Consider the following 20,425-nt stretch of genomic DNA (forward strand, 5'->3'; position numbering starts at 1 on the left):
ATAAATGCACATCTAGAAAAAGCTTTGAAGGATAAACTTGTCCTTCAAAGCTTTTTTTGGGGAGTTAGGTTTAAAAATTCCAATAATTTTCCAGTGCTTCGCCAACTTTCCATACGTCTTCAAAACAATTATATAAAGGAATTGGGCTAAGACGGATGCAGTTGGGCTCGCGCCAATCCCCAATGATTCCCTGCGCGGTTAAGTAATCAAATACTTTTTTACCTTCATTGTCAATCAATAACGAAAGCTGACAGCCGCGTTGGGCGGGCTCGGAGGGAGTCATTAGGCGGATTTTTTCCGTTTCTGCTTTTTGATTGAGGCGTTGTATCATGACTTCTAAAAAGCCCGTTAGCGCCACACTTTTTGTTCTTAAATTTTCAATACCTGCTTCTTCAAAGACTGCCAACGACGCGCGATGAACCGCCAGCGCCATAATGTTGGGCGTGCTTAATTGCCAGCCTGCGGCGCCTTGCATGGGCACGAAACCTTTGGTCATTTCAAATCGTCGGGCTTCATCGTAGCCCCACCAGCCGGCCAGTCGTTGCACCGAAGCATTATGATGTTTTTCGTGAACAAATACCCCCGATACTCCTCCTGGGCCTGAATTGAGGTATTTGTACGAACACCATACCGCAAAGTCTACCCCCCAGTCGTGTAATCGGAGCGGGATATTTCCCGCCGCGTGCGCCAAGTCAAAACCCACTATAATGCCGTATTGGTGCGCTAAAGTGGCAATGGCCTCCATGTCGTAGACCTGCCCCGTATAATAATGCAAGCCACTCATGCAAACCAACGCCAACTCGTTGGCATTTTGGCGGATAGCATCCAACAAATCTTCGGTACGAACGGTATATTCCCCCTTTCGTGGCGCTACCTCAATCAGGGCGGTGGCGGGGTCATAGCCCCTAAATTTTAGATGAGTTTCAATGGCATACTGGTCGGATGGAAAGTCACCCGCTACCGTCAAGACTTTATAGTGTTGTGCAGTAGGTTGATAAAATGACGTCCACATCAAATGCAAGTTGACGGTCAAGTGATTCATTGGGCAAACCTCTTCAGGAAGTGCCCCTACTATTTTGGCCAACGATTGTTGACAATAACGGTGGTAGCCTAGCCACGATTCTTCCCCTTCAAACCATCCCTCCACGCCGTAGTTTTGCCACGTGGTAAGTTCGCGGTCGATGGCTTCCCGAGCAGATTTGGGTTGCAGTCCTAAGGAGTTGCCGCACAGATAAACCAACGTTTTTCCGTTGTGTTGCGGATGGTAAAACCGTTCTCGAAAGCTGCGTAGGGTATCCTGTTGGTCTTTTTCCAAGGCCCAATCGTGCAGTTCTTGAGAAGAGAGCGGAAGTAAATGTTTAGGATTCACGTGTTTTTTGGTTTACCATTAAACAAAATAAAACCCCTTTGGTTGAGGCCAAAGGGGAAGAACGCACAGAATGTTGCAGGAAATTATTTTTTGCTTGCCACCATTTTGGCAAACTTAATGAGCTCAGGCCCGTCCATTGCGCCTAAATGCATGGTAACAACTTTGCCGTTTCCATTGATAAAAAACAATGAAGGATAACCTTCAATTGGGTACATTGTGGCCAATCGGGGGCCTTCGCCCTCTTCCATGTCTTTTTTGATATTGATGAAATTAGCATTGAAGTATTCGCCAACGTCGCTGCGGGTAAAGACGTTTTTTTGAAGCATTTTACAAGGACCGCACCAACTGGTATAAGCATCAAAAAAGATTAATTTCTTCTCTTTTTTGGCTTTTTCAAGTGCTTTTGCCCAAGGTAACTCAACAAACTGAATACCGGAAGCGGCGGGAGCTGTTGTGACCTTTGGGGTTGTAGCGGCAATGCCTGACAGCATCAGGAGGGCTATTGCTAAAGCAGAGATGAAGCGTTGCATTGGTATAACTGTTTTTGTTTTAAAGTATGTTTTGAATTTACAACGCAAATTTCGTGCAAAATGGTTTATTGCGTCATGAAAACTTACCAAATCAAGGAATAATGCAATGAGCCAGTAAGTGGTAACAGCAGTTCTTGTTGTCCTTTGACGGTACGAACCACGGGCTTGCTTTTAGGGTCAATGCGCACATAATACCTTTGGCCGTCAATTTCATACAAGCCTTTTTCTAACAATGAAATGCTCTTGCCCGCTACTAACCGAACGTACGTATTCGGCAGATTACTAGCAGTGATGGTACGCGTAAGTCCGCCGTTTTCGGGGGCTATTTCGTCGGTGATGTCGCCGTTACGAGTACGGTAAGTTAGTGTGGGGATTCCTGCGGGGTTTAGGCGATACCCTTTAAATGATAAATCAACCGACGAATCGGGCCACGCGGTGTTGAGGTCGGTCAACACGGCAAAGTCGGTTTGACCAGCGGTGAGGATGGCCGAGCCCATCGGATGCAGAATCTGCGGTTCGCCGCGCTCGTACCACATCTCGGTCACGTTGGCAAATCCACCCTTCCAAAATTGAAGAATAGAACCGCGATTAAGGTCTAAGCTGTAATGAATGCCTTCGGGCGTACCGACCGAAAGGCAATGCGTGCGCTTGTTTTTTTCGCCTTCGCGTTGAATGAACGAGCGTACTAATTCAGCTTTGCCAGTAGCGATTACTTCAATAGTAGGGATGGGCGTGGGTTCGGGTAAAGACGAAGTCACATGCAAAGGATACTGACGTACACCCTGCGTAGCCACAAACATTCCCAACCCAGGCCGACGCCACGTAAACTTGTGATGATGGAGACGGAAAGGGTGCAAACCTTTGGTTAAATGAACCGTAATGGGTACGTAATTTTGTAGGAAGTCATTCCATTGGTAAGGTAAGACCGTTTTGCCGTCAATCTCAAGAGCAGCGTTGGACATATAGGCCAGTTGGAAGGTATAATCAGCTTCCTGCGCCACGTCCAGTTGGCCGTCGTACAGTAAATAATAACTGTTGTTTCCCATTCCCCATTCGCGGGTCAGTATAGACGTTGTGTCTTTTTTGAGAAGGTTTTCGGCCAAAAGTTCTTTGGGTTTATCATTGCCCGCTTTGTACAACATGTAGGAAAGGTTGCGTAGCGCTACAGGGCGGGTATCATTCAGCAATTGATAAAAGACGTTACGGAAGGCGGCCATACCCGACACTACTTCCAGCGATAGGGCTGTTTCGGTCGTGGGTGGAGTGCTAAGAAAAGCATTCTCCTGAACGGTGACGCCGTTGAGGACCAGTTTTTCAATTTGTGCGGCAGTGGTTTGACCTGCTCTCTTAAATTGGACTGTCATGCTCTGCCAAAGGCCAGGAGCTTTGGCGGCATTTTGCAGGGGGGGCAATGCCCCAATACCCGCGCTGACGTTTGCGTCCAATCGGGGGCTTTTCCAGCTGTCATTGAGTCGTATGGCGTAGCCTCCGGGAAGGGTTAAGGCAGCATTGGTGCCGGGTGCCAGCATGAACTCCATCTTCAGCACAATATCACCTACCCCAAGGGCAACGGCGGCTTTGGCTCCCGTTTTTCCCAAAATAAGGCTGGTGTTCTTATCGGTAGAAGGAGTGGTTTTAACAAACGATGCTTTTTCTGGATGCAAGGTCACCGATCCCGCCGCTTTCCAGTCGCCCGATAGTTGAAAGGGGGCGTTTCCGTCGGTGGCGAGTTGCGTCATGCCCTGGTTCTGGGCATTGAGCGAAAAAATCAAACCGGCCGCCAAAAGTAGGCAGCCGGTTTGGAAAGCAATATGTATTTTCATATTCAAGGAATGTCGTCGTTTTATGTATTACTAGTCAAAAACGTTGACGTATTATTTCTACTGTACTTTTAAGATTTTTCGTCGGGCAATTTGACCATCACGCTCGGCATTTAGGAAGTACATTCCAGGGGCCAGATGGCTGAAATCCAACTCGTCTTTGTTTGACGTGGTTTGTTGACGTAATATAATTCGTCCCAAACCATCAGTTACAGTCATCGAAACCGTCTTGCCAGTGGTTCCGTCGATTTCGATGGTACAGCGAGCCTGAACTGGCACTGGATACACTTTAATCCATTCACTGCTGAGGGCAGGCTCTACGCCCAACACAGGGTCTACGATGAGCACAAACCGAGAGGTAGCAGGTCCGTTTCCGCAACTATTACTGATGGATACTACGCTGTAAGTATTGGTCTTGCCTGGTCTGACGGTAAATTCATAGGGTGTAAGGGAGGTTGAGAAAGTAGTATCTTTTGTTGAAAGACTATCCCGATACGTGATGTTCCAAGGGGTTTCGCCCGTAAAGGCAATTGCCAGTTTAGCACTCTCATTTTCATAGATTCTGGTAGGGCCAGAAATGGTAGCGGTCGGCAATTCCCGGATATTGATTTGAACAGGACTTAGTTTTCCTTTTATCGTAAAATTATTTCCTGCTACCGAAGCCAGACCCACAATTCTCAAATAATAAGTACCGCCCAAAGTAGCATTGGGAATAGTAGCTCTAACGGGACTGTTGTTTCCTTCTGTCGGAATCGTTTGGAAACTGGCATCATCCATTGTTTTAGAAATTTGCACCCGGAATTGTGTACTAGAAGGGAAAAAGTCGGATGAGAAATAAGGAATCGTAAACGTTTGGCTAGCACAAATGGTGGTAGCACTTGGATTTCCAACATCAATGGTGGCTATTTTTACCTGCACAGAAGCACTGCCCGCAGGGGTTCCTTCCCCGCAATTGTTGGTAATTTTTGTGACGTTATAAATGGTTGACTCAAGGGGATAGACTTGAATCGTTACGGGATTCTGAGGAGTCGTGAATGTTGAGCCGTTGGAAAGCGTATACGTCCAAGGGCCTTGTCCTGTAAAAGCAATGGTTAAATTGCTGGGCTCTCCCTGTGTAATTGCGCCACCGCCCGTAAGGGTTGCGCTAGGAAGTGGTTGAATCACTACGGTAATTTCTGCTCTTGGACTTTCGCAGGTATTAGTACCAGTTTGGGTTACATAAAACTGGTAGGTGCCGGGCGTTTGGGTGGGCGGAATGTTAGGCGTATCTTGAGGTGTACCGCCTGTTTTGTTGGTATTGTACCATTTTAATCTTTCTCCTGTTGCCTGAAGTGGCTGAGGGGTAGAATTTTGGCAACTTACCACTGGAACACTACTTACCATTGGTAGCGGAGTGGTACGAACGTTGACTTTGATTTCAGTACGCCCACCTCGGCAGCCGTCTAGTACTTGCAACACGGCAAACGTTCCAACAAATCCTGCATCGGTCGTAATCACAGGCGCATTACCCGTTTCGTTGCTGTTGGGTAAAATCCAGACCAAACTTTGTCCAGTACCTTCCAATTTAGCGTCTAATTGAACCGACGGGTCAAATTGGCAAAGCAAATATTCCTGTTTCGGTACATTTGGAAAAGGAGGTAAGGGTTTGGTGGTGACCTGTATCTGAGTGCGCGGGCTTTCGCAATTGAACTGGTTAGTTTGCGTTACATAAAAGCTTGCCGTTCCAACTGTTCCCGTTGAAGGAGTAGGGGCAAATCCATCTCCTGTCCCTCCAGTGGGCTGATTATACCACCTCAGATTCTCACCGTTGGCGGACAACTGCTGTGCATTTGCGGTATTGCAATAAAAAATTGGAGTGCTTGCACTTGGATTGCCAGGGGTTGGATTGACCGTGACCACCAACTGACCCCGAAGACTTTCGCAGGTGAAACTGTTGGTTTGTGAAACGTAGAAACTAGTTTGCCCTGGAGAAGTCGTAGACGGCGTTGGGGCTGCGGTGTTGGAAGTGCCTCCCGAGGCGCTGGTGCCGTACCATTTCAGGGTGTTGCCCGCATCAGCAGAAGCATTTAAAGCAACTGCGGTAGCATTTTGACAATACTGAATAGGGTTTACGCCAGGTCTGCCGGGCGTAGGGTTGATGGTAACCGTAATTTGCGCGCGCGGACCTTCACAGTTAAACCCATTGGTTTGGCTTACATAATAATTAATTGCCCCTGCATTTGCAGTACTTGGTATAGGCGCTGTTGTAGTGGCTGTTCCGCCCGTGGAAACTGTATACCACTTGAGGCTATTTCCAGTAGCTGTTAGTGGGCTGGCTCCGTAGGTTTGGCAATAAGGAGCTGGATTAGTGGTACTGGGAGCTGATGGCAATGGATTCGTATTTACGGTAATTTGCGCGCGTGGGCCTTCGCACCCTGCAAAACCTGAAACAGCATATAACGTCTGAGAAACGTAAAAATTGGCCGTTCCTACGGTGCTAGTCGATGGCGTGGGGGCTGTTCCGCTGGCCGAACCGCCTGAGGCTGCGGTGTACCAGTTAACGGTAGCACCTGAACCCGTATTGGCGCTTAAAGCTACGGATGGGGCATTTTGACAATAAGCAACTGGTGAGCTAACGCCTGGGGTGGGTGTTACATAAACCGTGGTGGTTATTTGAACTTTGGGACTTTCGCAGTTAGCGGGTGAGCCCGAAATTTGCGAAACATTATAAGTCGTAACTGCGGTACTTCCTACGTTGGTGGAAGGTGTGGGGGCCGTTGTGCCGATGAAGGAATTGCCATTGTACCAGCGAAGTGTATTGCCACCGCTCGCCGTAGCTGCCAGAGGGGTTGCGGAAGCATCTTTACAGTAAAGTACGGTATTTGTTGCCACGGATGGCGCTGCGGGGATGGCATTGATAACCACACTAATGGGCGCCCGTGAGCTTTCGCAGGTATTGCTTATTTGACTAACATAATAGGTCGTCGTGCCTACACTTCCTGTAGTAGGTGTTGGGGCGGTCGAGCTTGATGAACCTCCCGAAGCGTTTGTTCCCCACCATAGTAAGTTGGCACCGCCAGAAGCAGTTGCAGATAGCGGGCCTGCCCCTGCGTTAAGACATAAATTGACAGGTGAAGTGACCGACGGAGCGTTAGGGATAGCGTTTACTTGTACGACAACTCCAGTTCGAGGACTGCTTTCACAACCTGTTGTGTTATTCTTTTGGGTAACATAATACGTTATCTGGCCCGTTGAGGAGGTACTCGGAACGGTTGCGGTAGTTGAACTGCTTCCTCCCGAAGAAGAAGTTCCATACCAAAGTAATGAATTCCCGCCCGAGGCGTTTACGTAATTGCCCAACGATGTGGCGGTTCTGTTTTGACATTCATTAATCGGTAATCCTACCGAAATAGAAGGAGGAGCGGTGTAATTGACCGTAACTGTCACTTTGGTACGGGGCACAAACTCGCACCCAAACGAAGTGGCTTGCGTTACATAATATTCCGTAACCGTAGTGTTGTTGACGTTGGTATTAGGAGTGGGAGCCCCGCCAAGCTGGGTTGAGTTGTTGCTTGCGTACCATCTTATGGTATTGCCAGAGGTAGGGGTCGCACTTAACGCAGAAGCGGACTGTCCTTGGCAATAAACCACGTTTGTATTGGTGACAGGGGCGGTTGCAGCCCGTTGATTTATGTTGACAGTGATGGTGGTGCGGCTACTTTCGCAATTATTTACCGTTTGACTCACGTAATAAAGTTGTGTTCCTGCCCCACCTGTATTGGGCGTGGGGGCGGTTGTACTTCCCATTCCGCCTGACGAAGTGGTGTACCACTTCAAATTGCTACCGTTTGCCGAAAGCGGCCCAGGTGTATCTCCCTGACAATAATTGAGGGTGCTTTGTGAAACGGTTGGGGGAGCGGTAAAAATGACATTGACGGTAATTTGGGTACGACTGCTTTCACAACCATTGACGGTTTGACTCACGTAATAAAACTGCGTCCCCGCACTACCCGTATTTGGGGTGGGGGCGATCGTATTTCCTGTTCCTCCCGAAGCAACAGTGTACCACTTTAGGTTACTGCCAGTAGCGCTTAACTGCGAAGCGGTAGCTCCCAAGCAATAATTGACCGTAGTGGATGGAACCGTAGGGTTGGAGGGTGGAGTGCCTATTTGTAACGTTTGAGTGCTGGCTGCCGACGTGGTCGCTCCTGATATTACCCGAACTTTGAATCCGTTGCCTGTGATGTTGGGAAGGGTGGCCGATACAGGGCTACTGGTACCAGTACCGATATTGGTGGGAGATGCAAAACTTCCCGCTGAGTTTGACAGCTGTACCGTAAACGTGGTAAGTGCGCTGGTAAACGTCACTCTGATGCTTGTACCCGTACAAAAATCAGACGTTGGTACGTTTGAGGTATTATTCACGGTTACGTTCGTAATCTGCGCTACACCCGTAATTGCTAACCCACAGACCAGTAAAGTTGCGTAGCTAAGAATAAGTAGTTTTTTTAACATAACTTAAATTAGAAATAGGTTTTTTTTGTAAAAAACGCTTAAAATTAGTGCTTTATTGAAAACAGTCCTCTTTTCTGACGACAAGATTTATTTTCCGGTAATATCCATGGACTGATAAACATACTCGTGAATCCGTCGCCGAATCTTCTGCCGATTGATTTCATTGTTCTCGGCATTGGGGTGAACACGGTTGGAAAGAAACACAAAAACGAGGTCGTATTTAGGATCTGCCCACACCATCGTGCCCGTAAAACCCGAATGGCCAAACGAGGTAGCGGAGGCCGAAGGAGCTACATAATTACTTTCTCCTTTGGTAGGAGCTTTGTCCCAACCAAGACCCCGGTGGTGAGCCGTATCGTACATTTTTGCGAATAATGGAACCGTTGCATCCTGAAAATAACGCCGGTCGCCGTAGAGCCCTTTTTGTAAATTCATCTGCATCAAAATCGTTAAATCATACGCCGTGCTGAACAATCCCGCATGACCTGCCACGCCGCCATAGACCGCCGCCATCTGATCATGTACCGTTCCGCGCAAGAGCTGGTTTCGGTACGAAAAATCGCTTTCAGTGGGGGCGATTTGCGTTTCTGGAAAGCGTTCTAACGATTTAAAGCCTGTTTGCATCATGCCAAGGGGTTCGTAAAAATTTTGTTGTAAAAACTCGTCAAGTGGTTGGTTTGTGACGCGTTCAACGATTTTTTGTAACATTAAAATGCCTAAATCACTGTAAACAAAAGAATAACGACCTCCAGGCTCTCGCTTATTGTGGAGCGGAGATTGAATCACCCACTGCCAAACCGAATCTTTTAACGCGGGTTTGGCAAATAACTTAGGCGCGATTTGCATTGAATAAACACTGTCACGCAGTGAACTGTAATATTCGGTCATCAGGCCACCTCCTCCCGTTTTGGTTCGCTCCCAGAGTTTAGGATAAAAAGCCACCATCCCTGAGCGATGCAGTAGCAAGTCCTCCAAAGTAATCTGCGATTTGTTTGTCCCCACTAACTCAGGCAAATAGTGTGCCGATTTTTGTTTTAGGTCAAGTACATTTTGTTCTTGCAGGTACATCACGGCCTGAAGGGTGGCCGCTACCTTGGTGACCGAGGCTACATCATAAAGAGATTCATTCTGAACTTTTTCGGTGATTTTGTCATAACTGAGGGTTCCGTAATTTTTTTGGTAAACAATCCGCCCCTTTCTCGCCACTACAACCTGACAACCTGGAAAGATGCGTGCATTGATAGAGTTCTGAATCAGGGTATCCATGCGGTTGAGTAGCAGGGTGCTCATGCCCACTTGCTCGGGCAAACCCAGCGTAATGCGGTTGAGGGGTGTGGTTTCATACCCCGTTCCAATTGCGTATTGGCCTTCAATAGAGACGGGCAATTTTCCTTTGAAAGGCAATGCCCCGAAGATTTGCTGCGCGGCGGTTACTTCCAAATCAGCCAGATTTTCGTACGCACACACGACTGCCGAGGTGGCAGGAAGCTGCTTAAGGGCGTAAGGTGTGGCAAACAAACTGACAATAACTTTGGCTTTTTGCTGTAACCTCGTAATCAATTCAATGGTAGCGGGGGTTATGACAAACGGTCGGTTGAAATTCCGCCGTGTTTCGTGCAGACTTACGATAACGACGTTGGCGTCGCCGACCTGCGTGAGCAAACTCTCCACTTCTTCGTTGGTAGTCGGTTTGTCGGCGTACATGATGTGTTTGAAGGGAGCGTAGCGACTTAGGGTTTGCTGAAACTGATTGATGCCGCCACCGCCGATGGCGATAGATGCAAATGCGCAGGTATCAACGGCGCTGATGGGCAGAAGTTGGTTGTCGTTGCGAACCAGCGTAACGGCTTGCTCGCACAATTCGCGCGAAAGCGCTCGTACTTCGGCTTTTTGGATATCGTTGTTCAAATGCTTCATCACAACGGGCCGAGATTTATGCAACCCCATCCAGTATTTGGCCCGAAGTATTTTGTGGACTTTTTCGTCAATGACATCTTTGGGAATTCGTCCTTTTTCTACTTCTATTTTGATTTTTTTAATGGACTCCGCCACGTGCTCGGGATACAATAAAATATCATTTCCCGCCAGCAGGGCTTTTATGTTGGCATCAACGGCGGTGCGTCCCCGCATGACCCCTTGCATATTCATGGCGTCGGTGAAAACTAGTCCCTGAAAACCCAATTTATTTTTAAGTAAATCAGTGACTATTTTTTCGGAAAGAGAGGAAGCGAGAAAGGGAGTATTGTCAAGAACGGGTACGTATAGATGCCCCGTAATGATGCCCGTAAGGCTGTCGGCGATGAGCTTACGGAACGGATAAAGGTCGGTCTCGTCCAAGCGGTCGCTAGAATGTGAAAGAACGGGTAAGGTATAATGAGAGTCAGAGTCGGTATCGCCGTGTCCGGGAAAATGCTTAGCGGTGGCAATGATGCGTTGATGCTGAAGGCCTTTCATGTAGGCGGCAGCTTTGTTGGTCACATTGTCGCGGTCTTCTCCAAACGAGCGTAGCCCAATCACTGGATTACGAGGGTTGCTGTTAATATCGGCGACGGGCGCAAAGTTCACGTTTACCCCTAATCGTTGGCACTGGCGGGCTATTTCCAAGCCCATTTTATAAATGTATTGATTATCTTGGATAGCCCCCAACGTCATTTGTTTGGGAAAATCTTCGATGCTATCAAGCCGCATTCCTAAGCCCCATTCGCCATCAATGCCAATCATCAATGGCACGTTTGAGAGCGCCTGATACCGATTAATCAGGCTTGCCTGTCGCGCAGGGCCTCCTTTAAAGAAGATAAGTCCCCCAACTTGCTGATTTTTAATCAATACATCGAAATGGCGATAGTAAGACTCACTGCGGTCAGAATGCGTGGCGAGCATAAAAAACTGCCCTATTTTTTGTTCGAGCGTGAGTGATTTAAAAACACTATCGACCCATTTACTTTCAGCAAATATAAATGTGCCTCGCGGTGTGTCATTTTTAAAACTTGTCACGCCCAGTAGGCAAGCAAGAGTACACCCCAAAAAGGAGGTGCTAATCAATATTTTTTTCATTAGGTGTTGGTAAATACAGACAAAAATAATAAAAAATAAAGTTACGGCATCCTAAAAAAATAGTACAAAACTCATTTCAAGGGTGAAAGAGGTTTTTGGGTGCATTATCCTGTATCGGTATTGATAGCTAGTTAATTTTGTGCGTAAATATTTGATATTCAATTACTTATTATTTGGGTTTTAATGGTAATCTACTCTTAATGTTGGCTTAACATTGGCATAATATTGTACCCGTACTTTTGCACCCGACAAAACACTGATATGAAAGTTAAATTTAAACATTACAAATCCATGAGCAGATTACTGATATTTGCTGCCATTATTTTTGCTTCGATTCAGTCCTTTGCCCAGTCGGGCATCGTTCGCGGCACCATTACTGATGCTAAGAATAAAGAAACGCTTATTGGGGCTACTGTAAAACTCACAGGAACCCAACTTGGGGCCGCCACCGATATTAACGGTTTCTTTTCCATTGCCAAAGTTCCCGCAGGTAAGTACACGTTAGAAATTACCTACGTTTCTTACAAAACGGAAATCATTGAAAATGTGTCTATTGAGGCTGATAAAGTAACCGAAGTTAATACAGCCCTTTTGGAAGCCGCCGCTACTCTACAAGAAGTGAGAGTAGTAGCTACCCGCCAAACCAATACGGAAGTTTCGGTCATCAGCGAAATCAAGGCCTCCCAAAATATCGTCAGCGGGATTTCGTCTCAACAAATTGCGCGTACCCTTGACCGCGATGCGGCGCAGGTGGTGAAACGCGTACCTGGAATCACCATCGTTGGCGACCGTTTTATCAATATTAGAGGATTAAATCAGCGTTATAACAACGTAATGCTACACAATGCCTTCACGCCTTCGATGGAAACGGACGTGAAGTCTTTTTCATTTGACATCATTCCGAGTTCACAAATCGACCGTTTGTTGGTGTTTAAAAGCCCAGCGGCGGATTTGCCCGGCGAGTTTGCGGGTGGAGTAGTGAAGATTTTTACCAAAAATATTCCTGACCAGACGAGCATTACGTTTGATTACAGCACGAGTTTCCGCCAAGGAACGACATTTGGGGATTTTGACCAGCCCGAGCAGGGCAAAAACTACTGGATGGGTTTCAACAACGGCTACCAGAGTATTCCGAGCAGCTTCCCTAATAAAAACCTCAATTTCGCTACGCCAGCTGAGTTAGAATTGGCTGGCCGCGCTTTGCGTAATAACTGGACTACACAGCGGACATCGGCGATTCCTGACCAACGCTACTCGTTGACTGGTAACTTTAAATTACAAGCAGGCAACGTCAAAATTGGAAACGTAACGGCGCTTACGTACAGCGACAGCCGTACCGCTTTTGAAATAACGCGCAAAGACTTCAACGAGAGTAACAACGATGTGCAGTCGGTCATCTATAACTACAACGACGCCCAGTCTAACCGGAATATTCGGGTGGGGGTTTTGCACAACTGGTCGGTAAGATTTAACGAAAATCACTCCATTGATTTCAAAAACCTGTACAATCAATTGAGCAATTCGAGCACCGTAAACCGTACGGGACGCAACCTTGAATCCAACTTCTCGCCCGATAGTTATTCTTTTGACCAAGTGTACCGAGGAATTTATACGGGGCAATTATTGGGAAAACACGAGTTTAACAACGATAAAACGGTGGTTGACTGGGTTGTAGGTTACAACAATGCCTATCGCGATCAACCCGACTATCGCCGCTACCGGTCCGATTTAGACGAATCAAACGGACAAAGAACACTTTATGTGCCTCTTGGTACGGCTGCGGCCTTTTTCTTAGGTCGTTTTTCTTCAAAAATGAATGAGCAGGCTGTGACGGGCGGTGTAAACCTGACGCATAAACTGGCGACCAAAAATGGTTCGGATATTGAGCTGAAAGTTGGCGGTTATTATGAAGATAAAAGCCGTGAATTTAAAGCCCGCAACTTAGGTTATGTGCGCACCAGCCGTACCAATCCCGATATTTTGAGTGGCTCAATTACACAATTGTTTCAGCCTCAAAACATTAACAACACCGACGGAATTCGGATTGACGAACAAACCAACAATAGTGATTCGTACGATGCTGATAATAGCTTAATTGCCTTCTACGGTTCGGCAAACATTCCTCTGTCGAAAAAATTCAACATGATTGCGGGGGTACGTTATGAAGCCAACACGCAACAATTAAAATCAGCAACCATTAACGGAGACCCCATCAACGTAAGTTTTCCCGTTAATAAGCTTTTGCCATCTCTGAATTTAACGTATAATTTCTCCGAAAAAACACTGATTCGGGCCGCTTACGGACGTACCCTCAACCGCCCCGAATTCCGCGAATTAGCGCCGTTTGCCTTCTATGATTTTGATTATAACATTGTTTATAAAGGAAATCCAGATGTTCAAACGGCCAATGTTGACAATTTTGACTTGCGCTACGAGTGGTACCCTACGCCCAATGAAGTGGTGAGTATTGCGGGTTTTTACAAGTATTTTACCAATCCAATTGAAGTAATCGTGGTACCAGGTGCTGGCTCGGGAGGCGCAAAAACGTTTACGTTTGCCAACGCCAAAAGCTCAGTAAGCTCAGGTTTAGAATTAGAAATTCGCAAAGGGCTAGGCTCGCTTGCTCCGTCTCCCATCTTGCAAAACATGAGTTTGTTGTTCAATGCAGCCTTGATTTTCAGCCGCATCAAGTTAGGTACTCTAGGCTTAGGTCAGTCTGACGACCGCCCATTGCAGGGCCAATCGCCGTACATCGTCAACGTGGGCTTGAACTACAACAATCCTAAGTCTGATTTTCAAGTAAATGTGCTCTATAACGTTATTGGACGCCGAATCTTCGCCGCAGGCTTTGAAGGTTATCCCGATATTTATGAAATGCCCCGCAACGTATTGGACCTTACATTCTCTAAAGCCATCGGCACGCGTTGGACGGTGAAGGGCGGGGTGACTGATATTCTGAACCAAACCAACGTGTTGTTGCAGAATGGAAATGGCGACAAAAAATTTGACCGTAACAACGACCAATTAATCCAGACGTATCGTCCGGGACGAATGCTGCAATTGGGCTTCTCTTTCCGCATTCTATAAGTTTTATGCTTTAACCATCAAGTAAGTCAATTATCCCAAACTATGAATATGTTTAAATCCATCAAAATGTTGCGAACGATAGCGCTTTTGCTCTCAACCGCAGTAATCTTCAATGCCTGTAAAGAAGAGGAAGAAGTTTTTCCTGCACCGACCATCGCGGCGGGTGCCGCCGCAAACGCCAAAACAGGTGATGTTGTAAAAATTACGGCTACGCTTAACGCTCCCGGCGGTTTGAAAACATTGACCGTTTTGAAAAATGGGCAGACATTTGAAAGTAAGGCACTTACGGGTGAAACAACACTTTCTTATACCAAAGATTACACGGTAGAAAGCCTACCAGTAGGCTCTACAGTTGTGTTTACATTTCAAGCTACTGACAGCAAAGACCAAGCTTCTACGATTGCTACGCAAATCGTTACGGTTTCGGCCGTTCCGAGCAAGCCTATCGTGGATGTAAGCGGTACTTTAGAAGGAAACATCAGCTGGACAAAAGGAAATATCTACCGTCTGAAAGGATTCGTTCGGGTGGGTGAAGATGCCAAAATTGACGGAACTCCCACCAAAACTGGCACCCTGACCATTGAAGCAGGTACGGTGATTATTGGTGAGCGCTCTTCAAAAGCAACGTTGATTATACAGCGTGGTAGCAAAATTATTGCCAACGGAACTGCCGATGCCCCTATTGTATTTACCTCTGAGCGCGCTATTGGTGAACGTGAAGCAGGCGACTGGGGTGGTTTGGTTATCTGTGGTAAAGGATTAAACAACTTAACCACGGGTGGTGTAAAAGGAGTAGCTGAATTGGAAGGCCAGTACGGCGCATTCCACGGTGGTACTGACAACGCCGACAACTCAGGTTCATTGAAATACGTTCGGGTAGAATACGCTGGTATTCCCATCAACCCCAACCAAGAAGTAAACTCGTTTACGTTTGGTTCGGTAGGAAGTGGCACAACGCTAGAGTATTTACAAGCATCTTATGGCGGTGACGACTCCTTTGAGTGGTTTGGCGGAGCGGTTAATGCTAAGTATTTGATTGCTTACCGTGGTTTGGACGATGATTTCGACATTGACAACGGTTTCAGCGGAAATTTACAATACGGAATCGGTCTTCGTGGTGCGGCGGTTGCTGACCAGTCAGGTTCAAACGGTTTTGAAATCGATAACGACGGAAGCGGTACAGCCAACACGCCAGTGACATCGGCTACTTTATCGAACTTCTCGCTGATTGGACCAAAATTGGATAATACAACGGCCATCAGTGTTCAGTACCAAAACGGTATGCACTTGCGTCGCAATGCCCAAGTAAAGATTCATAATACCGTCGTTACGGGCTTTCCTAATGGTATTTTCATCGACCCAAGTGGCGCCGTTTCTACATTGCAAAATGCCGCCGATGGTAAATTGGTGTTGAATCGCGTAGTGGTTTCTGGCGTAAAAAGCTGGGGTTCAAACAGCTTCGGAGCTGGTGCGGGTAACCCTAACGGTTTTGCGGTTCGTGATGTAAATACCGCTACTACGCCAGTAGCCCTTGCCAACATTGGCACGCAAAAACCATCTGAGTGGTTTGCTGCTCAACCAGGCAATAAAATCTTAACGGACTGGACGCTTACTGGTTTAAGCAATACCTTGTTTGTTGCAGGTACACCTACGTTTACCGTTGGCGCTTCTGCTACGGAAACTTTAACCAAAGGTGGACAAGCTCCTGCGGGTGCCTTCTTTACAACGACCGATTTTATCGGCGCGTTTAAAGATGCCGACTGGACTGCAAAATGGGCTAACTTTAATTCAGGCACGACGGATTATACCAAAGTGCAATAATTAGTATATTTCGGGAAGTCATTTAAATTCGACTTCCCGAAACTTATGAAAACACAATTTTCAACCGCGTTCTTTCTTTTATTTATTGCTTTTGGACTAACTGTTAGCGGCGTGAGTTGCAAAGACGGCGACCCTTACGATGTAAGTACGTATTTTTCCGAAAATGAAAAAGATACGCTGCTCGCCAATATCATTACCTACACCAGTCAGTATGCTAAAGGAGCTACCAACGCTACCCGTTTTGAGCCACGTTTTCGCAAAGAATATGTGGCTCGCTTGGGGCAGTACAAGTTTGAGAGCTATTTTGTTACGCCTGATTCCACGCACTACTTTTTCATCAACCGCCCTGTGGGCAGTGGCCATTACAAGCGTGGGGTGGGAGGTAAGTTTAAGATGGGCAAAAATTTAATGCCTATGCAGTACGAAGAACTATGGTGTACGCCTCATTTTAAGAGTGATAGTTTGGTGGAGGAACGAGGCGAGTTTTTGTTTAAAGCAATGATAAAAGAAGGTAATATCGACAAATACGTGACCATGAAGCATTATGTAGAGTGGCCCGATTCGACGCTGGTCTACGATAAAAAAATACATGAATGGGTTGCGCCCGCCAAAGTGCAGCCTTAACATAAAGAATTCATATTGGTGTCAGATTATAAAAAAAGCCGAGGACGACTGTTCTCGGTTTTTTTATGGAGTAGATTTAAGGAATGTCATCATTTTCAGAGTGTTATTCCTTAAATCCTGCCCAGATTATGCAAACCTGCTCTTTTGTTTCTCAAAGAACCTCTGACAGTGCAAAAATTTTTGCGCTTCTATTCCTTTATCTCTATGTTGTTCCAGTGGAGCTACACGCGCAAAAAAAGCTCAGTAGTGACTTGAAATCAGCTTCTGAGCAATTTTTAGGAACCCTTTCGGCCGAACAAAAAGCATTGGCCAATTTGCCTTTCGACTCGGAGTGGCGCTATGATTGGAACTACACGCCGCGTCAACGCAAAGGATTGCCTCTCAAACAAATGGACGAAACCCAACGCAAAGCGGCCATGAATTTGTTGAAAGTGGCCCTCAGCGACCAAGGATTAGCCAAAGCCGAGGCGATTATTAGCTTAGAATACGTATTGCGCCAAGTGGAAAAACGGCCCGAAAATGACACATACCGCGACCCTGAAAATTACGCCTTTGCCGTTTTTGGTAGTCCCGAAGCCAAGCAGCCCTGGGGCTGGAGCGTGGAAGGCCATCATTTGTCGTTGCATTTTACGATTGTGGATAACAAAGTGGAATTTATGCCGAGCTTTTTCGGGAGCAATCCAGGCATTGTACTTCCAGGCTACGTTCAGGAAGGAAAACAGGTGTTGAAAGAAGAAACTGATGCAGCTTTTCGATTATTGGGCTCTTTTGACGAGCAACAACTCAAAAAAGTAATGCTTGCTGACAAAGCGCCCAATGATTTACTGACCACCAATTCTCGAAAGGTAAATCTCGAAAATCGGGAAGGATTGGCACTGGGCGATATGACACCTGCACAACAGAAAATGTTTCAGGAATTGATAAATATCTATTTAAGCCGATACCACGTAACGCTCAAAAATCAGGAATTGGACCGCCTGCGTCAGGCAGATATGAACAAAATTTCGTTTGCTTGGATGGGCGACCGCGAGCCGATTCGGGGGGCAGGGCATGGGCATTATTTTCGTGTACACGGTCCCACGTTTTTGATTGAGTATGACAATACCCAAAACGGCGGCAACCACGTTCATTCCGTGGTGCGAGATTTAACCAATGATTGGGGTGAAGATTTATTAAAAGCGCATTACGACGCAGCCCATAAAAAGTAAATTATTTCATACTGACCGCTGCTTGTTTGAGGGCTGAGTGAGTACAATCGTAAGCAGTAGCATCGCGCGAAACATTCTTAAATTTATTGGCTGCGTCGATATTTACAAAGGTTGCGTTTTGATTGTTACGAACACAAATACGATTCTCAGCTTTAATTTGGCCATTTTCTAAAGTTTTGGCGTCTACGATTCCGTCGTAAATGATATGGGGGACTTTTTTACCGAAACGTAATTTATACCGAAACAACTGGCCCATGCGGCCTTTGCCCTGATAGCGCACTCGGTCGCGCTCATAGATGTTGTCGTGGATATAAATACCCGTGGGATAAGGGTAATAGTCTTTGTCTTTGATGCGATTTTCGGTCAGAAAATAACTGATAATACCCGTGCCGAGGCTGTTGTTGCCAATGATTTTGTTGTTGAAAATCTCCACTTGATTGGTCGCCAAAATCATGACTCCCGTTCCCTGCGGCACACTGGCTACGATGTTTCCTTTTGGGGCAAAATTGGGGAAATTATTATGGTGAATATGATTGTTGTATACGCGCACGTTGCCACCTTTTTTCTGAACCAAATCAGGTAAGTCAAACACTAAGATACCGCCCGTATTTTCGGTGGATTCGTTGTCGTAGACGTCGGCCATGAGTGAGTTTTCGATTTCAATGCCCGCTACGTTGTGGTAAGCCCTGGAATTGCGTACGATGATATTTTTAGATTGCCCCACGTAAATACCTGCATCAGAAGCACCGATGGCTACGCAGCCCTCGATCAACACGTTTTGGCACATAACTGGGTACAACCCGTAGGCACCGTTGGTGGCTTTCGGCTCACCTGTCCATTCGGTTTTGACGTTTCTGAATGTTATCTTGTTGACATTCATGGTTTTGATGGCATCTCCTTTGGCATCTTGGACGGTAAAATTTTCTAGTATTATATTTTCAGCGTTGCTCACCCGTAATCCTTCCGCACCGTCGGTTTGGCCTTTGAAGCTCAGAATGGTTTTTTCCATTCCAGCCCCGCGAACAATAATGTTTTTTTTGCCTTCCAGCGACAAACTTCCACTTAATTTATACGTACCTGCGTCAAGGGTAATAGTGGCACCATCTTCAGCCATAATGAGTTGACGCTGAAGTTTTTTTTGAAAATCAGCCTGCGCAAGGGCCGTAAAAGAAGCAAAACTGAGGGCAACAAACGATAAAAAACGCATAATTTCGAAAGGTTTAGGAAAGACGAAAGTACGAAAAAATAGAAACTTCGCAGCAATACCCTAATTTTGTGATTCACTGTTGTAAAATTATAGACAATTAACCGTAAACGGACTGCTAAGAATGTCATCTGCTCACAAAAACCTGAGTGTATTTAACACGGAAGGTCTGCCCGATATAAGTGCTAAAAAATTTGTAATTGTTGTAGCCGAATGGAACGATGAGGTCACTGGCGCGCTCTACGAAGGAGCCCATAAAACGTTGCTCGAATACGGTGCCAAACCCGAGAATATTCGGAGAGTGAATGTTCCTGGAAGTTTTGAATTGAGTTTTGGTTCACAGGTATACGCCCAAAAGCCCGACGTTGATGCCGTTATTGCCATCGGCTGCGTGATTCAGGGTGAGACTAAGCACAACGATTATATCAACCACGCGGTTGCTCACGGCCTCACCGACGTAGCGTTGAAGTATAACAAACCTGTTATTTTTGGCGTCTTAACGCCCAATACGCTGCAACAGGCCCTCGACCGGGCAGGGGGTATCCACGGCAATAAAGGCGATGAAGCCGCCATGACAGCCATCAAAATGTTGGGCCTTCAATAAAAACGATGAAAACAGTTATTATCAAATACAACGCAGGCAATGTGCAGTCAGTGATGTACGCCTTGGACCGAATCGGTGCGGCCTACGAATGGACCGACGACCCAGACACGATTCGTTCGGCTGATAAAGTGATTTTTCCGGGCGTGGGAGAGGCAAGTACCGCTATGGCGTATTTGCGGGAGCGCGGGCTTGATAAATTGATACCCTCGCTCAAACAGCCGTTGTTGGGTACTTGTGTGGGAATGCAGCTTATGTGTCGTTATTCGGAAGAAAACGATACAACTTGCATGGGAATTTTTGACGTGGATGTGTTGCGTTTTCCGCGCACCAATGGCTTTAAAGTGCCTCAAACGGGCTGGAATGATATTTATTCGCTCGACAACCCACTTTGCGCTGGGTTGAATGAGCACGATTATGTTTATTATAATCACGGCTATTATGCACCGCTTTGCGACCAAACAGCGGCCAGGACCAACTACATCGTTGAATACTCAGCAATGTTACAAAAGGACAACTTTTTTGCGGCCCAGTTTCACTCCGAAATTAGTGGAAATGTGGGGCAACGCATTTTTGAAAATTTTTTAAATCTGTAAACTCTTTCAACCGCTTT

At 46.4% G+C, this 20,425-nt stretch carries 12 protein-coding genes; 6 read left to right on the forward strand and 6 right to left on the reverse strand.

The window, feature by feature from the left end:
- Positions 1-70 precede the first annotated feature (70 nt).
- From kynU to DR864_RS18955, 5 genes are all read right to left on the reverse strand, one after another.
- Complete coding sequence (gene kynU / locus DR864_RS18935) at positions 71-1,369, reverse strand: kynureninase (protein WP_114068429.1); 1,299 nt, start codon at positions 1,367-1,369, stop codon at positions 71-73.
- 83 nt (positions 1,370-1,452) lie between these two features.
- The gene (locus DR864_RS18940; protein WP_114068430.1) at positions 1,453-1,899 is read right to left on the reverse strand and encodes a thioredoxin family protein; all 447 of its coding nucleotides are present in this window, start codon (positions 1,897-1,899) and stop codon (positions 1,453-1,455) included.
- A gap of 83 nt (positions 1,900-1,982) precedes the next feature.
- Positions 1,983-3,722: a 3-keto-alpha-glucoside-1,2-lyase-like domain-containing protein gene (locus tag DR864_RS18945; RefSeq protein WP_114068431.1), complete on the reverse strand. Its 1,740-nt coding sequence runs from the start codon at positions 3,720-3,722 to the stop codon at positions 1,983-1,985.
- Positions 3,723-3,779: 57 nt separating this feature from the next.
- Positions 3,780-8,213: an Ig-like domain-containing protein gene (locus DR864_RS18950; protein ID WP_114068432.1), complete on the reverse strand. Its 4,434-nt coding sequence runs from the start codon at positions 8,211-8,213 to the stop codon at positions 3,780-3,782.
- An 87-nt stretch (positions 8,214-8,300) separates the two neighbouring features.
- Complete coding sequence (locus tag DR864_RS18955; protein WP_114068433.1) at positions 8,301-11,267, reverse strand: serine hydrolase domain-containing protein; 2,967 nt, start codon at positions 11,265-11,267, stop codon at positions 8,301-8,303.
- 291 nt (positions 11,268-11,558) lie between these two features.
- Here DR864_RS18955 and DR864_RS18960 point away from each other — a divergent pair, with 291 nt between their 5' ends.
- The 4 genes from DR864_RS18960 (at position 11,559) to DR864_RS18975 (ending at position 18,007) form a co-directional block, all read left to right on the forward strand.
- Entirely contained in the window at positions 11,559-14,354 is a 2,796-nt protein-coding gene (locus DR864_RS18960; RefSeq protein ID WP_114070370.1) for a TonB-dependent receptor, read from the forward strand.
- A gap of 42 nt (positions 14,355-14,396) precedes the next feature.
- Positions 14,397-16,175 carry a beta-helix domain-containing protein gene (locus DR864_RS18965; RefSeq protein WP_114068434.1) on the forward strand — a complete coding sequence of 593 codons (1,779 nt, stop codon included), beginning with the start codon at positions 14,397-14,399 and terminating at the stop codon, positions 16,173-16,175.
- A 45-nt stretch (positions 16,176-16,220) separates the two neighbouring features.
- Positions 16,221-16,799, forward strand: a complete 579-nt coding sequence (locus DR864_RS18970) for a hypothetical protein (RefSeq protein ID WP_114068435.1) — start codon at positions 16,221-16,223, stop codon at positions 16,797-16,799.
- Positions 16,800-16,927: 128 nt separating this feature from the next.
- Positions 16,928-18,007: a DUF3500 domain-containing protein gene (locus DR864_RS18975; RefSeq protein WP_114068436.1), complete on the forward strand. Its 1,080-nt coding sequence runs from the start codon at positions 16,928-16,930 to the stop codon at positions 18,005-18,007.
- A 1-nt stretch (position 18,008) separates the two neighbouring features.
- Here DR864_RS18975 and DR864_RS18980 read toward each other — a convergent pair whose 3' ends face one another.
- Positions 18,009-19,214, reverse strand: a complete 1,206-nt coding sequence (locus tag DR864_RS18980; protein WP_114068437.1) for a parallel beta-helix domain-containing protein — start codon at positions 19,212-19,214, stop codon at positions 18,009-18,011.
- 121 nt (positions 19,215-19,335) lie between these two features.
- Between DR864_RS18980 and ribH the strand changes: the two genes are divergently transcribed.
- Both ribH and hisH read left to right on the forward strand, forming a co-directional pair.
- Complete coding sequence (gene ribH, locus DR864_RS18985; RefSeq protein WP_114068438.1) at positions 19,336-19,815, forward strand: 6,7-dimethyl-8-ribityllumazine synthase; 480 nt, start codon at positions 19,336-19,338, stop codon at positions 19,813-19,815.
- Positions 19,816-19,820: 5 nt separating this feature from the next.
- Positions 19,821-20,408: an imidazole glycerol phosphate synthase subunit HisH gene (gene hisH / locus DR864_RS18990; protein WP_114068439.1), complete on the forward strand. Its 588-nt coding sequence runs from the start codon at positions 19,821-19,823 to the stop codon at positions 20,406-20,408.
- The last annotated feature ends 17 nt before the right edge of the window (positions 20,409-20,425 follow it).

Origin of the sequence: Runella rosea (assembly GCF_003325355.1) — a bacterium.
GTDB lineage: Bacteria > Bacteroidota > Bacteroidia > Cytophagales > Spirosomataceae > Runella > Runella rosea.